Origin of the sequence: Paenibacillus lautus, assembly GCF_050482385.1 — a bacterium.
GTDB lineage: Bacteria > Bacillota > Bacilli > Paenibacillales > Paenibacillaceae > Paenibacillus_AQ > Paenibacillus_AQ lautus_B.
The window spans coordinates 1-14,758 of sequence record NZ_JBCNHV010000019.1 but is presented as its reverse complement, the minus strand read 5'-3'; the positions used below and the strand labels follow the sequence as shown (position 1 = coordinate 14,758).

At 50.1% G+C, this 14,758-nt stretch carries 14 protein-coding genes; 6 read left to right on the top strand and 8 right to left on the bottom strand.

Annotation, left to right across the window (positions count from 1 at the left end):
- Position 1: 1 nt before the first annotated feature.
- Positions 2-1,675, bottom strand: coding sequence for a PH domain-containing protein (locus tag ABEW73_RS22835; RefSeq protein ID WP_430165686.1), 1,674 nt, complete (start codon positions 1,673-1,675; stop codon positions 2-4).
- Positions 1,668-2,150 (bottom strand): PH domain-containing protein, encoded by a 483-nt coding sequence (locus tag ABEW73_RS22830; RefSeq protein WP_430165683.1) that lies wholly within the window; start codon positions 2,148-2,150, stop codon positions 1,668-1,670. The genes ABEW73_RS22835 and ABEW73_RS22830 overlap by 8 nt, the downstream gene beginning before the upstream one ends.
- A 272-nt stretch (positions 2,151-2,422) precedes the next feature.
- On the opposite strand from ABEW73_RS22830, the gene ABEW73_RS22825 reads away from it, so the two are divergent.
- Positions 2,423-3,373 (top strand): helix-turn-helix transcriptional regulator, encoded by a 951-nt coding sequence (locus ABEW73_RS22825; protein ID WP_430165680.1) that lies wholly within the window; start codon positions 2,423-2,425, stop codon positions 3,371-3,373.
- A 56-nt stretch (positions 3,374-3,429) separates the two neighbouring features.
- The gene (locus ABEW73_RS22820; protein WP_430165677.1) at positions 3,430-3,942 is read left to right on the top strand and encodes a GyrI-like domain-containing protein; all 513 of its coding nucleotides are present in this window, start codon (positions 3,430-3,432) and stop codon (positions 3,940-3,942) included.
- Between the two features lie 143 nt (positions 3,943-4,085).
- Here the strand turns inward: ABEW73_RS22820 and cpaA are convergent, their stop codons facing one another.
- From cpaA to ABEW73_RS22795, 5 genes are all read right to left on the bottom strand, one after another.
- The gene (cpaA, locus tag ABEW73_RS22815) at positions 4,086-4,568 is read right to left on the bottom strand and encodes a capreomycin N-acetyltransferase CpaA (protein WP_430165675.1); all 483 of its coding nucleotides are present in this window, start codon (positions 4,566-4,568) and stop codon (positions 4,086-4,088) included.
- Between the two features lie 149 nt (positions 4,569-4,717).
- Positions 4,718-5,542 carry a carbohydrate ABC transporter permease gene (locus ABEW73_RS22810; protein WP_430165672.1) on the bottom strand — a complete coding sequence of 275 codons (825 nt, stop codon included), beginning with the start codon at positions 5,540-5,542 and terminating at the stop codon, positions 4,718-4,720.
- A gap of 1 nt (position 5,543) precedes the next feature.
- A complete protein-coding gene (locus ABEW73_RS22805) occupies positions 5,544-6,497 on the bottom strand; it encodes a carbohydrate ABC transporter permease (RefSeq protein ID WP_430165669.1) in 954 nt (317 codons plus the stop codon).
- A gap of 85 nt (positions 6,498-6,582) precedes the next feature.
- Positions 6,583-7,890 (bottom strand): ABC transporter substrate-binding protein, encoded by a 1,308-nt coding sequence (locus ABEW73_RS22800; RefSeq protein WP_430165666.1) that lies wholly within the window; start codon positions 7,888-7,890, stop codon positions 6,583-6,585.
- Positions 7,891-8,091: 201 nt separating this feature from the next.
- Positions 8,092-9,024 carry an AraC family transcriptional regulator gene (locus ABEW73_RS22795; RefSeq protein ID WP_430165663.1) on the bottom strand — a complete coding sequence of 311 codons (933 nt, stop codon included), beginning with the start codon at positions 9,022-9,024 and terminating at the stop codon, positions 8,092-8,094.
- A gap of 180 nt (positions 9,025-9,204) precedes the next feature.
- On the opposite strand from ABEW73_RS22795, the gene ABEW73_RS22790 reads away from it, so the two are divergent.
- Positions 9,205-10,398 carry an acyltransferase family protein gene (locus ABEW73_RS22790; RefSeq protein ID WP_430165661.1) on the top strand — a complete coding sequence of 398 codons (1,194 nt, stop codon included), beginning with the start codon at positions 9,205-9,207 and terminating at the stop codon, positions 10,396-10,398.
- Positions 10,399-10,552: 154 nt separating this feature from the next.
- Here the strand turns inward: ABEW73_RS22790 and ABEW73_RS22785 are convergent, their stop codons facing one another.
- Positions 10,553-11,338: a YheC/YheD family protein gene (locus ABEW73_RS22785; RefSeq protein ID WP_430165658.1), complete on the bottom strand. Its 786-nt coding sequence runs from the start codon at positions 11,336-11,338 to the stop codon at positions 10,553-10,555.
- 163 nt (positions 11,339-11,501) lie between these two features.
- Between ABEW73_RS22785 and ABEW73_RS22780 the strand changes: the two genes are divergently transcribed.
- Genes ABEW73_RS22780 through ABEW73_RS22770 form a run of 3 tightly spaced genes read left to right on the top strand, consistent with a single transcriptional unit; the run spans position 11,502 to position 14,720 of the window.
- The gene (locus ABEW73_RS22780) at positions 11,502-12,749 is read left to right on the top strand and encodes an AMP-binding protein (RefSeq protein WP_430165655.1); all 1,248 of its coding nucleotides are present in this window, start codon (positions 11,502-11,504) and stop codon (positions 12,747-12,749) included.
- A gap of 9 nt (positions 12,750-12,758) precedes the next feature.
- Positions 12,759-13,745 (top strand): 2,3-diaminopropionate biosynthesis protein SbnA, encoded by a 987-nt coding sequence (gene sbnA, locus ABEW73_RS22775; protein ID WP_430165652.1) that lies wholly within the window; start codon positions 12,759-12,761, stop codon positions 13,743-13,745.
- A gap of 3 nt (positions 13,746-13,748) precedes the next feature.
- Positions 13,749-14,720, top strand: a complete 972-nt coding sequence (locus tag ABEW73_RS22770; protein WP_430165649.1) for a 2,3-diaminopropionate biosynthesis protein SbnB — start codon at positions 13,749-13,751, stop codon at positions 14,718-14,720.
- The last annotated feature ends 38 nt before the right edge of the window (positions 14,721-14,758 follow it).

Here is a 14,758-nt window from a genome sequence, read left to right as displayed (position 1 = left end):
GTTATAGCTGCTCAATGGATGAGGACGGACCACTCCGTTCTGCAGGTGCGGAGTTCTCGCCCTTTTTCTTTTGGAACCATGCCCGAACAGCCTCGATCTCTCGCTGATCCATTCCGCTTAAACTTTCGTTGATCTCGCTGAATATCATCTTCACTTGAAGCGACAGAAGGCCTCTTCTCCGCTGTCTGCGGGTACCGCTAACTTCCATGGCGATAATCTGCGGCCGACGTATATACCTGGTGGACATTGCAATGAAACGGCTGCGGATCGTAAGCTGTTTGTCCGTTACATTAAGTCCGGAATCCCGGTGCGAGAGGAGTCCCCAAGCTAACGAGAGCGGAAGCAGCAGAAGCGATAACAAACCGAGCTTGTCAAAATACCAAATGCACGCGGCACTAACTACCGCGGCAAAAGCCAGCTTCCAGCGCAGGTACATCCATTTGGCGCGGGGCGGCGGCGAAGCCGTAATCGCCTGAGCGCTGAATTGAGGAGTAACCCGGTTCAGAAGCGCCGGGATATCCCCGGTCTTCAGCAGAGGATGAAGCATGAAATGTTTGTCGGACTCTGAAGTTAGCACATGAACCTTCACTTCAGCGTAACCGAACCAGCGCCGGAATACACCTTCTTTAACGGTAATGGCCAGCACTCGTTCGGGAGAGAAGAGCAGTCTTTTTCTATCCAGCAGACCGCAGCTGACCGAGATTTGTTTCCCGATCCGCTCGACGGTAAATCCCGCATATTTGATCGTGTAGAGTACGGCGGAGAGCAGCCAGGATACGATGAGCGCCAACGCCGCAATGCTGATCCAGCTGCCTGGCAGCAGCTTCCCTGCCGATTGAAACAGCGATTGATACATCCGATTCGGGAGCAGGTCATCGGCAAAAGATAAAATACCGCCTACAAAGGCTAAAGCCAGTGACAGGTTGGGCGAGGAGAGAGCAGCAATGAGCAGGCGTCCGGAGGATAGCTGGAGCAGCGTGCTGCGTTCCTCTTCTGCCGTGATTGGATCGCTGGCATTTTTTCTGCCAAAGGCGCCTGAATCGGAATCCTCCAAAAGACCGCTTCCGTATTCCATGTTCTGATTCGAAGGTTGAATGGATTCGTAATCCTCTCGGTTTTCCGAATGTTGAACAGATGGCTTCTCGCTCGGAGCGGGAAAGCTCTGATCGGATGGGTCGGAATTTTCATGAGCTTGGTGAGCCTCCCGTTCCGTCTGCCTTGTTCGGGTTTGCTCGCGCAGCCAGCGCTGCAGCCGTTCGCCTTCGCTATTGGTGATGGCAGGCAGTATGCCGCCGCCTTCCGTTTTGCCCGGCGTTTCGATTCGGACCTGGGTAAGCCCCAGTATGCGCTGCAGCAAGGGCTGCTCCATATTCATGGAATGAATGCGGCCCGTATAGATGGATAATTCCTCACGGAACAGAACACCGCGGCGGATGAGGATTTTGTCTTCTTCTAACGTATAGACGAAGCGTTTCCACTTCAGATACCCGTACAGAAGTAGAAACGAGACCAGGATGACGATGACAGCGGACAGCCAGTACCAGGGGATGTCGCGCAGCGATTTTCCATTAAGGAATTTGATGGATACCAGAGCGGCGATAGGAATGAGCGATTTTATGCTGTTTACGAGCGGGAACAGGATGAACAGCCGGTGAAGTCTTGTCGGTTCATTCATCGTGATCCACCACTTTGGCCAGCTCGCCGATCTGTTTTTTCAGTTCCTCTGCTTCTTCCAGCTTGAGCGCCTGAATGACATGAGTCGTTGCGGCGGTAACGACCTTTACCTTGGCTAAGCCATATTTACGAAGGAGTGGTCCCCGCTCCAGCTCGACATGCTGTACCCGCGTCATTGGAACAAGGGTGTCACTGAGCCAGATCCAGCCGGAGCGAAGCTCCAATTCTTCCTCGCTTACCTTGAAGCCGAATTGTTTGTAGGTGAAAGAGGGCACGGCCCAAGTAAACCAGGCTCCGAGAATCAGAAGTCCGATGGTGATCCAGCCCGGTATCAGGGTCCACCCGAATATAACAGCAATGATTAGATAGGCTGCTGCAGCGAGTAGGATAACCCCATCCGTAATGAAACCCGTGATGCGAGAGATCGTTACGGAGTCCGTGTGACACCTGCGCATGGCGTCGAGTCGATTGTCCATATGTATGTTCCTCCTTGATGTTACAGATTCAAGCATTTTGCATCTTTAATGTATGTCTACGTTCTTGGGAATGGTTCGTTTCATCCCGTCCTTTGGCGTGCTCGCCGTGCCTATCATTGTAGCATAACAGGCTAACGAGCATCTGAACCTGACCTAACGGTTGCATGAACACATGCCGAATCTGTTAAGCTTGAGTTAAGGAATCTTTGCGAACCCGATAGAATTGTTCCTGCTTTCCTATGTAATAACTGAGAAATAAGGGGTAGCGTGTAATGAAAATAGACCGACTGTTAGCCATAACCGTCCTGCTTCTGAACCGTGGGAGACTGAGTGCCAAAGAGCTGGCGGATCGGTTCGAGGTATCCAGTAAGACGATATACCGTGATATGGATACGCTGTGCCAAGCCGGGATTCCGATTGTTGCCCACCAGGGGATCACCGGCGGATTTGAGATCATGGAGCATTATATGATTGACAAGTACTGGCTGTCTGCTGAGGAGATGAGTACGCTGGTTACAGCCGTCAAAGGGATGAGCAGCGCACTGGATGATCAGCAGATGGGCATATTGCTTGAGAAGGTAAAAGCGCTGCTGCACAGGGTAGAGCAGGGGCTTGGCGATGAATATCGGAGGGAACCCGTGGTTATGGACTTTCAGCCTTGGGGACAGCGCCAAGGACTGAAACCGGCCGTGGGCTTACTCAAACAAGCTATTCAAGAAAAGCGCAGGGTCGTGATGGAGTATATCGATAATCTGGGCAACGCGGAGCGAAGAACCATTGAACCGGCATCCCTGATTTTAAAGGGAAATATTTGGTATGTGCAAGCCTTTTGCCTGGAGCGGGAAGACCATCGAATCTTTCGGTTATCACGCATGCAGCATATCGAGATGCTGGATGAGACTTCGGAGTCAAGAATGATACCGAGCATGGAACGATTGGAATGGGATGCTTCTTGGTCGAGCGCGCAGGAGCAGGAGACTGTGCTGTTATTCGAAGCAGCCGCGCGTCAGCGGGTGGCGGATATTTTTCCGCCTGAACAAGTAACCGTCAACCCGGACGGCTCTTTACGCGTTCAAGTGTTATACAAATTGGATGAATGGTTTTACGGCATGATTCTAAGCTTTGGTGATCAGGTGCTGGTTGAGCAGCCGGGCGAAGCGGCCGAGGAAGTGAAACGAAGAGCACAATTGATTATGCAGCGCTACGATAACCAGGACGGATAGGTGTCCACGTTACCTCTTTAGAATAGAGATATATCATCTCAAGGAGGAAACAACATATGAGTCATAGTCAACAGCAGAATCAGAGTGAGCGATTTATAGAGGTTAGACCCGCCATGTCCATTCAGGGTGTCGACGTTCGAACAACGAATGAAGCGGAGGCTGGACCGCAAGGCAAGATCCCGAAGTTATGGGACCGGTATTTCCAGAGCGGTTTGCAGGCACAATTATCTGATAAGGACCAAGCCATCTATGCGTTGTACACGGATTACGAAAGCGACGCATCCGGGGAGTACACTTTAATTATCGGCAACAGGATTAATGAAGACGTGGCTGTTGCAGCTTCTTCGGAGGAACTGCAGCAGGCGTCCGTCCCGGAAGCAAAGTACATGGTATTCCGGACAAGATGTGGCCCTTTGATGGAAGTCGTTCCGCAGGTGTGGCATGAAATTTGGAGTTACTTCCAGCAATCAACCGAAAAAAGGACGTATACGGGCGATTACGAACGCTATGACATGCGGCAGTTTGATCCTGCCCATACTGTGGTGGACGTCTACATCGCCATTGAATAGCGGTTATGAATCGGTAGACGGCTCCATTGCTTGGAGTAGAAATGACGATTCTTCGGTAATACGACCTAATCCGGGAATATGAGTTATTGGCCAATCATGAAGTAGAGGGTGAACCCATGGCGGGATCACCCTCTTTATTTTCGCTATCCAGAGACTGGCACTTTGACCATCGTTATGAACGTAGTGCCGCCATAATCAAACGAAGTTACTTCCGAGAAGCTCAGCTGGGTATACAAGCGAATGGCTCGTTCGTTGAATTTGGCAACGGTCAGCCGAAACGATGTGCGATTGTGAATATCAGCGATGGAAGACAGCACGAACGAGAGAAACTCTTTTCCCCGGCCTTGTCCGGTCAATTCGGGTTTCATGCCAAGTCCGAAATCCAGCAGATCGTCGTCATATGCACCTAACGGGATCGCAATCGGAATTTGGGCAGATGAGCCTGTGCAGCAAAAGCCGAAGAGCTGCCCTTCCTCATCGAGTATGGCGTAATACGAACACTCCAGGAGTTCTTTCCGGAACTCCTCATCCGGCTCGCTGTTGTAGAAGTCATAGGGAGGTTCATAGCTCCATTGCATAATTTGATCGGCATACGTTTCGGTCATGGCCGTGATACGAAGAGGCATGATTCTCATCCTTTGGTTTAAAAATAGGTTTCTTCCATAATCCCTATATTTCGATTTGGAAGCGAAAAAACCTTCTCTTCCGTGTACATGGCCGGGGATACGCCCGGTGCATGCTGAGAAAGAGAAGGCATCCATTCCGAAGGTCTAGCTTATTTGAACCCGGTTAGTGCCGATCCCGATTTCATGAAATACTTCTGTCCGAAGAAATAGATCAGGATCATGGGAATCGCCATGATGGTGGAAGCGGCCATGAGTTTCTCCCACTGCGCCCCGTGGTCTTGCTGAAAGCTTTGCAGGCCAACGGTGATGGTCCATTTCGCCGAATCGTTCAGATAAATAAGCGGTCCCATGAAGTCCACGTACGCCCACACAAAAGAAAATAAAGCGACGGTAGCCAGAGCCGGTTTCAGGATCGGCATGATGATCTTGACATAAATTCGCAGCTCCGAAGCCCCGTCAATTTTGGCAGCCTCGGACAACTCGGTCGGTACGCCAAGCAGGAACTGCCGAAGCAAAAAGATGAAGAACGGTGCCCCGAAGAATGCGCCGATGGTCAGCGGCATGATCGTATTCACCCAGCCGAGCTTGGTGAAGATGATGTACTGCGGGATCATCTGCACTTGAGCCGGCAGAATCATGGTCGCCACCACGATGGTAAAGATAATGTTTCGGCCCCTCCAGGGAATGCGGGAGATCGAGTAGGCTACCAGCGGTGCAGAGAATAGCTGACCGATGATATTCACCATACAAATCAGAAACGTGTTCATCATATAGCGGGTAAAAGGAATAGCTTGAAGCGCCTCTTTATAATTCGACCATTGGAACGTTTCAGGCAGAATACTCGGCGGAAACTTGAGTATTTCTGCCGGCGTTTTCAACGAGGTCATCACCAGCCATACGAATGGGAACAGGAAGATCACAGCGCATAGAAGAAGGACCACATGCGGTAAGATCACTCGCAACTTGACAGCCATGTTACTCACCTCCGTAATAGACCCAGCGGCCTGACGTTTTTAACAGAATGAACGTAATCAGCAACACGATAATAAACAGAATCCAGGCGAGCGCCGAGGCGTAACCCATCTTCAGAAAGACAAAGGCTTCCTGATATAGATTGACCGCATAGAACAGCAGAGACTGTTCCGGACCTCCCAAAGAGCCGCTTCCATCTACCTTGCCTCCGGCCAAAATATAAGACTCCGTAAAGATTTGAAAGGCTCCGATTAATCCCATGATGAGCTGAAAAAGAATGATGGGGGACAGGGCAGGGACCGTGATTTTCCAGAACCGGTACCACCAGTTTGCTCCGTCGACCTGAGCCGCTTCATAATATTGCCTCGGCACGCCCTGAAGGGCGGCCAGGAAGATTAATGCGCCCGCACCTGAGCCCCACAGGCTCATCAGGATAAGAGACGGTTTCGTGTACCGGGGATCAAGCAGCCACGCCGGGTCTGTTAAACCGAGGGTGCGAAGTGCCATGTTAACCAAACCGAAGTCGGGGTTCAGCATCCATGTCCACAAGAGAGCGCTTGCAACGATCGGTATAACGGATGGAAGGTAGAAGATGGTACGGTAATAATTGATTCCCTTCACTTTGAAATTGAGCATCATGGCAATCAGCAGAGAGACGGCCAGCGTGATCGGCACGGATATGAACGCCATGAAAAAGGTGTTACCGAGCGACTTATAGAAGCGGTCATCCGCAAAAATTAACTCGTAATTCTGAAGCCCTACCCACTTGGGAGGGCTGAATAAATCGTATTCGGTCAGACTCAAGTAGAGCGAACCGAAGAACGGATAGACTGTAAAAGCCAGAAAGCCAATAATCCAAGGAGAGGCGAACGCCAGGCCAAGGTATACATAATGACGCTCCTTCCTGGACCAGCCTGATACGTGTTTTCGTTGATTGGCTGCTGTGGAGACCTTCATCTTCGCGATTCTCCTTCCGCTTTAAGTATTTAGTATGCAGCCCCGCCCAATGCATCGCTGCATTGGACATAGCATGCTTGGCTCATCATTTCACCAGCGGCTGAATCTTTGCCTTTACCTTGTCCAAGCCTTCCTCCATGCTGACGGTATCTCGGAGAATAGCATCATATTGCGCGCTGAACTCCGTCATGTACTCGTTCGCGTAGGAGGAAGCCGGGAAGGACCTCAGGTTTTCGCTTCCCGAATAGTCCAGGAATTCCTTGAATCCGGGCACATCCTCATAGAGTGGATTGGAGAAGGCAGAGTTTCTCGTCGGGAGATTCCCGAGAGCAGCCGTAAATTCGGCCATTTGCTCCGGCTCGGTCATCCATTTAATGAATTTCCAAGAAGCGTCCGGGTTTTTAACGCCTTTCGGGATATAGAATACGCTGGTCGTTACATTTCCGGAGTTTTTAAATTCCGGGTTGTTCTCAACATAAGGAATCGGGGCGATGCCATAATTCAGATCAGGCGAGTATTGTTTGATGAAGGTGGGCAGCCACTCTCCATCTATCGTCATCGCATACTTGCCCGAGAAGAACGGATTCTGTGCCGACATGTATTGGCCAAGCCCGGAAGAGAATCGATCCAGATTATCGGAACCGTATTGATCCCAGATCTCCTTCGAGAGTTTAATGGCCGATTGGATCCCGGGATGGTCCGGCGTCACCTGCTGCGCCGCTTCATCATAAAACGATCCGTTAAAGGCATAGCTGAACGTATACGCATCCATTCCGGGCCACAATCCGAGTCGCTGGAGGCGTCCGCCATCCTGGGCGATGCTCAGCTTTTTGATATATTCTTTAAGCTCGCTTATCGTTTCCGGTGGACCGTCATAACCGGCTTCCTGCAAAATATCCTTGTTGTAGAACAGCATGGACACGTGCATGGCTGTCGGGATCGCATACGTCTTGCCTTCATGCTGAGAAGTGCTTAGGGCAGCCGGCACGAAGTCCTTAAGATCCAAGCCGTCCTTCGTTATATATTCATCGAGCGGCATCATGGCGCCGCGCAGCCCCCATGGCACGACATTTTGTCCGAATTGGGATGCAATGTCCGGAGGATTGCCCCCGGTAATCGCGGTAAGCTGTTTCTGATAGTCGCTTTGGGATAGGCCTTTTACTTGAATGTCGGGATTGGCCGAGTTCCACTTGGCAATCAATTGTTCCAGCGCTTCCGCTTCCGGCCCGGTCCAGCCGTACCAGAAGTCGAGCGTTACGGCATCCTGGGCAGGCGGATTATCGGATGGCTTGTCACCAGCATCACTGCCCGATTGCGGCGGATTTCCGCCAGAGCATCCTGTTACGATAGAGAACAATAGAATAAGACTCCATATCAAATGTTTCTTCTTCATTCCTCTTCCTCCCCTTGAGCAATCGTGTACAATCGTGTAATCGTAATCGAAGTTCGATCAATTCCCTCCCCAAAACAGTTGACTAAACAACCGGCCCTGATCCAGTTATTTGTAAGAATTATGGATATCGTAGCATGTACAAAAATCATTTCATTTCACTATCGTGTTCAAAAATAGGATTATCGTATGGCATTGAACGTTCTATTTGATCGCTTGTTTACGAAAGTCGGTAGGGGAGATGCCCGTGTATTTTTTGAAGATTCTGCAAAAATAGGAGAGTTCATTAAAACCGGTGGAGTAGCAAACATCCGTAACGGTTAACTCCGGCTGCTTCAGCATCATCATGGCCTGCAGAATCCTCAGGTCGGTAAGATACCGGTTGAATGTTTTGCCTGTCCATTCTTTGAAGAGGATACAGAACGTGGACCTTGATAAATTTGATAGGGTGCATAGATCATTCAGATTCATATCTTCCTGGTAGTGGTTGTGGATATGATCAACGACCCTTGTCATGATTCCTCGGTATTTCTCTGATTTCTCAAACCCTTCTCTGAGCAGTTCGCCGTTGACCTGCCGTACCAGAATCGAGAGGAGGACAAGCAGCTTCGCTTTGAGCGAGATTTGAAAAAAAGGGGTTCGTCTCTCGTATTCAATCAGCATGTCCTTCAAGACATTTTGGACCGTTACGTCGGTAACGCTATCCAGCGTTATTTTGGACTGGGCGTTCATTTCCTGGCGCAGAAAGTATTCCAGAAACCCCACATCGAAAAAAGCATGATCTGTTGGCATTTCCTCAAATCTCTCGTTCACGAAAGCAGGCATAAATTCGCATCCGTAAATCTCGATGTCCTCATCGGGTGAGATGCTGACACTGTGCAAGGTAAACGGTGGTATAACAAAAATATCGCCCTTGGAGATCTTGTACGCCTGTTGATTGACGGTGTGTTGGAATGCTCCTTTCGCCACATACCAAATCTGGAAATAATCATGACAATGCGTCCATAAGCTCTGTTGATAGGTCAATTTATACATTTTGCACGGAAGACCTTCCAACATCTCCATCTTTGAGTTAAAATAAACGACACCTGATCCAGTTAGTTCTTCAATATCAACCTGACTCCAATAAATACTCAATGTGTTACCCTCCCCTATTGATTTCCTTTAGATTTAAGAAAACGCTTTCAATTTTTGTTGGGCATTTTCTTAAAGATGATTATCCCTGAAAAACGTATCGTGTACAGCCTTCCTCTTCCTGCCCTATGAAATATGTTTCGCATCGCAAACATCCTATTTCTAGGGGAATGTGGGGTTGTTATGAAAATTGTATATTTGGATGGCTTGAGAGGTTTAGCTGCCTTGATTGTGGTCGTATCTCATTTTTTTCAGGTGTTTGTACCATCGGTTTTTGAGGGGAGGAAGGAGATCGAGCATTTCGCTTTCGAGGGAATTGCCGCGCGCACACCGTTCAATCTGCTGTTTAACGGCAACTTTTCGGTTTGTCTGTTTTTTGTGTTGAGCGGATATGTGCTCAGCTATCGATTTTTTCAAACCGGGGACAGGCTCATCATTTATTCGTCTGCCATTCGCCGCTATTTTCGTTTGGCAGCACCCGCCTTGGTATCCGTCTTCCTTGCTTATCTGATCATCGTGCTGGACCTCGGAGCGTACGACCATATACGCGGAATGACGTTATCTTCAATGCCGGATCCGTTTGCTGCTGATGCCAATCTGCTGGTCATGCTGAAGGAAAGCCTGGTTCATACCTTTTTCACGTATGGATCTCAGTACAATCCCGTGCTCTGGACGATGACATACGAGCTGTTCGGGTCGTTTCTGATATTTGGGTTTCTTGTCCTGTGTGGTAGGCGGGTGATCCGTTATGCTGCATATGTTCTTCTGATCTACGTCTTCAATGATTCTTACTATCTGGGATTTGTGCTGGGGATGCTGCTCGCAGATTTGAAGCATAGCGGTCGGGATTGGCTGTCTTACTTTCATGCACCCTGGATGAGCTTCATATGGATCACGGTTGGCATTTATCTTGGCTCTTATCCATACTTGGATCCGGAGGGAACCATCTATTCCATCCTCGTGTGGGAATCGGATGGGTTCGAATTTTTTACATTCTATCATGTGATTGGATCGTTTCTGATTCTGATAGCCCTGCTGAATTCGAGATGGCTGCAGGCGTTGTTTCAACATAAGTTATTTGCCTATCTGGGAAAGATATCGTTCTCGCTTTATCTGGTGCACTTCACAATCATCTGCACACTGGGATGTCATCTATTTCTTTTGTTCAGCACATTTCTTTCCTACGGGTGGAATATCATGGTCACGAGTCTAATCACGGTTCCGGTGATCTTTGGCGCTGCCCATGCATTCTACCGGCTGGTAGACGTTAACGTCTTATCTGTGCTGTCGCGCTGGAGCAAGAAATGGCTTAACAGCCGAAAGAGGAGAGCCTTCAAAACCCAAGTCTCTCATGAGCAATCCGTAAAGGCAGACTAAGTTGCTAAGGATATCAAGTAAGTCCATTTATGTATGAGAAAAAACCTTCTGGTCCGCGGCCGACAGAGTCTGGGTGTTTACCTGATCCCAGGCTCGGCAGGCTGCGGTGACCGAAGGTTTTTTGCTATTCCTCCTTACATGAAGTGAATATGTCTTAGATACCCTGCTTCGATTTTTTACAGTTCAAGGGATAGTAGCGTCCGTACGCTTTTCCATAGGACACGATTCTTTCAATGGTGTCCTTCTCTTTAAGTTTGGTGAATGGGCATGGATCAGGGAGCGTGTTCACTTCCAGTATCCAGAGCGTAAGGTCCTGATCTACTGCGAGGTCGAGTCCCAATTCGTTCAATGCAGGATAAGTATGGCTCATGTGAGCAGCCACTGCCAAGGCAATACGGTCGATCTCTTGAAGGAGTTCGTCTGTCTTCGCATCATCCGCACTTGCGCGAATAAGTCGGTCTGCGGCATAAATCGTACCGCCTTGGCTGCCGTTGGTAACCGCTTTTCTCGGATGGGCGACACGCCCAACCGTTCCGGTAGCCTCCCATTCCCCTTTCGGGTTTCTTTGAATCATGACACGAAGGTCGAAAGGGCGGTGATCATATGTCAGCAAATGTATTCCTCTCTGGATCAGATAGCGCTTGCTGTCTATTTGTTTACTCAATGATCGGCACAGTTCTCGATAAGAACGACAAGTCAATGTTCTTATACCGTGTTGATACTGATATGCCGACCCCTTCTTCTCCACGCGCATGACCCCTTTACCTTGTGAACCAGCATCGGGTTTCACATATACCATGCCGTAGCGCTCCAGCATGTCAAACAGATGTCTCCGTGAAAACAGCTGGGTGGGTGGAACGAGCTTTGCCAACTCTTGTTGGCTTTGCAGAAGTTTTGTTTTGGTCCACTTGCTCTTCACCGTGAATCGGGAGGTTTTCATAAGATGTGCCTCATTTCAGGAAGATATGGTGTTATTGTACGAAGCTGGCGGTCAAAGTGTAACCGTGCAGTTTTTTTCTATAGGGGGAATCGAACGAAGTGAAGGAAGCGACATAGACTATAGTCAGGGGTAGTGACTCCAATCTGTCGAAGGGGGAAGCGAAGTGCGGGATTCCAACATTCTGCAGCAAGCCTTGGTCCGTTCGCGTCGTTATATGCCATGGTATGAGGGCTGGGTACGGGGGAGCATCGGAAGAGCGCTCGATGAGATGGCGCAGGAGCCGAGGTTAGAGCTGGAGCATCTACCGCTGATGACGCACACCGTGCTGGAGGAGTTATACTATACGGATGACAATCCGTTGGCAGCTCAAAGCGATGTTCATTATTATCTGACTTCCGGCACGAGTTCGGGTCGGCGCAAAGCGATCTATTACTCTGAAGCCGATGAAGAGGATTATATTCGGTTTAAGCTCCAGGTGTACCGGCAGATCCTTGGATCCGGCCAATATCGATCGGCTATTGCGGATATGGGAACCGGGCACGCGGAGGCAACGTCGATCGAGGTGTTCCGCCGCTTAGGTATGAAAGCCGAATCGATCCCCTTTCAGGCGCCGATTGAGCAGCATCTTGAGCGGCTCGCACTGTGCAAGCCGGAGGTGCTATATACGATGCCGTCGATACTGGATCGCATCCTGAACGCTTCGACTGACGGGACCGTATATGGCATCCGTCACGTCATACTGGTTGGCGAAATGGCTTCCCCCGCCTGGATTCAGCTCACCGCCAAACGGCTAGGAATCGGTGCAGACCATATTACGGATACGTACGGTTCCATCGAGATCGGTACGATTGCTTATTACTCCCATGAACACCGGCGATATCTTCTGACGGACGGACTGCTTGCCGAGGGAGTACGCCCGGAGCAACTGGACGCTGATCTGGAACCGCTTGTCAATCCGGAGGAATGCGTGCTCGTCCTGACATCGGGCCATCGGGAAGCGTTTCCCGCCATTCGCTATGTCACCTACGACGTAGTGCGCGATTTGCGCCCGATCATGGTGGATGGAAGACTCCGCCAAAGCTTTAGCAGCATCGTTAAGCGAATCGGACCTGATCTGAAGCATGGAGAGAAGATCAGCATCTACGATATTGAAAATGTCGCCTTGCGCCATCTGCATGCGGGCAGCGTTCAGGTGAAGGTGGCTCATAACGCCTTGATCGTGTATATTTTCCATTCCACGGCAGAGCGAGCGATATTGCAGAGGATCAAGCATGATATCGAGCAGCAGATTCCCGAGATCGGTACGATGATACAGTCCGGAATCCTTGGCGAAATCCAGGTGATTCGCGGAGATGGTGAGCCAGAAGCAGGTAAGACAACGGTTAAACATAAAAAAATATGGTACGAGTAAATAAGGAGAATGACCTTGGAACTTCAAGACGGGATTGCAGGCGTGATCGGGGTCACCCCATTAATTCGCCTTAGTCGATTGTTTAACAACTGTTCGTTTGATGTATACGGAAAACTGGAGTGGATGAATCCCGGAGGAAGCACAAAGGATCGACCGGCGCTTCATATGCTTCGGGAGGCCATGCGCAGCGGCGAGATCACGCCAGGCACGGTCGTCATTGAATCCAGCTCAGGCAATCTAGGCATCAGCCTGGCCCAACTCTGCAACTACTTGGGGCTGCGTTTCATCTGCGTCATTGATCCGCGCACAACGGATCAGCATCGCCGCATCATTCGCAGCTTTGGCGGGGAGCTTGAACTGGTCACGGAGCCCGACTTGGAGACCGGTGAATTTCTGCCTGCAAGAATAAGAAGGGTTAGTGAACTGGTTCACCGTTTGCCTAATGCTTACTGGACCAATCAATACGGTAATCCGGACAACTATTTGGCCCATAAAGAAACCACCATGCAGGAAATCGCTGAGCGGTTGGGCGAGATTGATTATTTGTTTTGCGGGGCTAGCTCATGCGGCACGATCCGGGGATGCAGAGAGTATATTGCGGATCGGCAGTGGTCTACCCAAGTAGTGGCTGTGGATGCAAAGGGAAGCGTTATTTTTGGGGGAGAGAAAGGTCCGCGGAAATTGCCTGGATTGGGTGCAGGCATAACGCCGGCTTTATACCACGAGGATATAGCGGACCGCGTAGAGTACGTGTCGGACCTAGATTGCATACAGGGCTGCCGGGATCTGGTTCGGTACGAGTCGATTCTCGCCGGCGCTTCATCCGGCGGGGTCATCTCAGCAGTCCAACGGATGTCGGGCAGCATCCCTGAAGGAGCGGTATGTGCGGTGATTTTACCTGATCGCGGTGAAAGATATTTGGACACGGTGTACAACGATATATGGGTACAGCAGGAGTTTGGTGTGGACCCGGTTACTTTCTTGTTTGGAGGATAGATCATGATTTATTTACATGACGGACACATACGTGAAATCGGGATGGATTGGTCAACGCTGATTCAAAGGATAGAAGAAATCATCAGGATCAAAGAGAATGGGGACTGCGTTCATCCGCTAAAGCCGTATTTACGCTTTGGCGCCCCCGAGAACCGAATCATTGCCATGCCAGCTTTTGTTGGAGGAAATGTAAATATGTCCGGCATCAAGTGGATCGCAAGCTTCCCGGGTAATAGCCTGCATGGCCTGCCGAGAGCGCATAACACGATAATCCTAAATCATCCGTTGACCGGTGAGCCCGTGGCTGTCATATATAGCGGATTGCTGAATGGTTTGAGGACAGCCGCGGTAAGCGGGTTCATGCTGAAAGCCTTCATTGCAGCCAGGCGGCTCGAGAGCGTACGGATCGGTATCATTGGCTGGGGGCCAGTCGGGCAGATGCATCTCGCGATGTGCAGGGCGCTGCTGGGGGATCGCTTGGAACGCGTGCATCTATACGATCTCAAAGGCATCGATCCGGCAACCGTGCCTGAGGAGGTTCGGAACATCACAGATATTGCGGATCATTGGCAGCCTGTCTACCGAAACGCCGACGTTCTTGCCACATGCACCGTCTCGGAAGAGCGATATATCAATGAGAAGCCATCGGAGGGGATGCTGCTTCTCAATGTGTCGCTGCGGGATTATACAACAGACAGCGTAGCCGGGGTTAAGGCCATTGTCGTCGATGAATGGTTGGAGGTTTGTCGTGAGAACACGGATGTGGAACAACTGCATCTGATGACGGGATTGCAGGAATCCGACGTCCTGACGCTTTCAGATATTCTATGTCGTGACGGCCTGGCGGCTTACGACGATCATGAAACGGTATTCTTCAACCCTATGGGGTTAGCGGTATTCGATATTGGCATAGCCAGTTACTATTATCGCGAAGCAAAGCGGCTTGGGAAAGGCATCGGGTTGGATAAAGGATAGCGATCCATATTAGAAATACAGGGCCCTTTGTTCCGCTG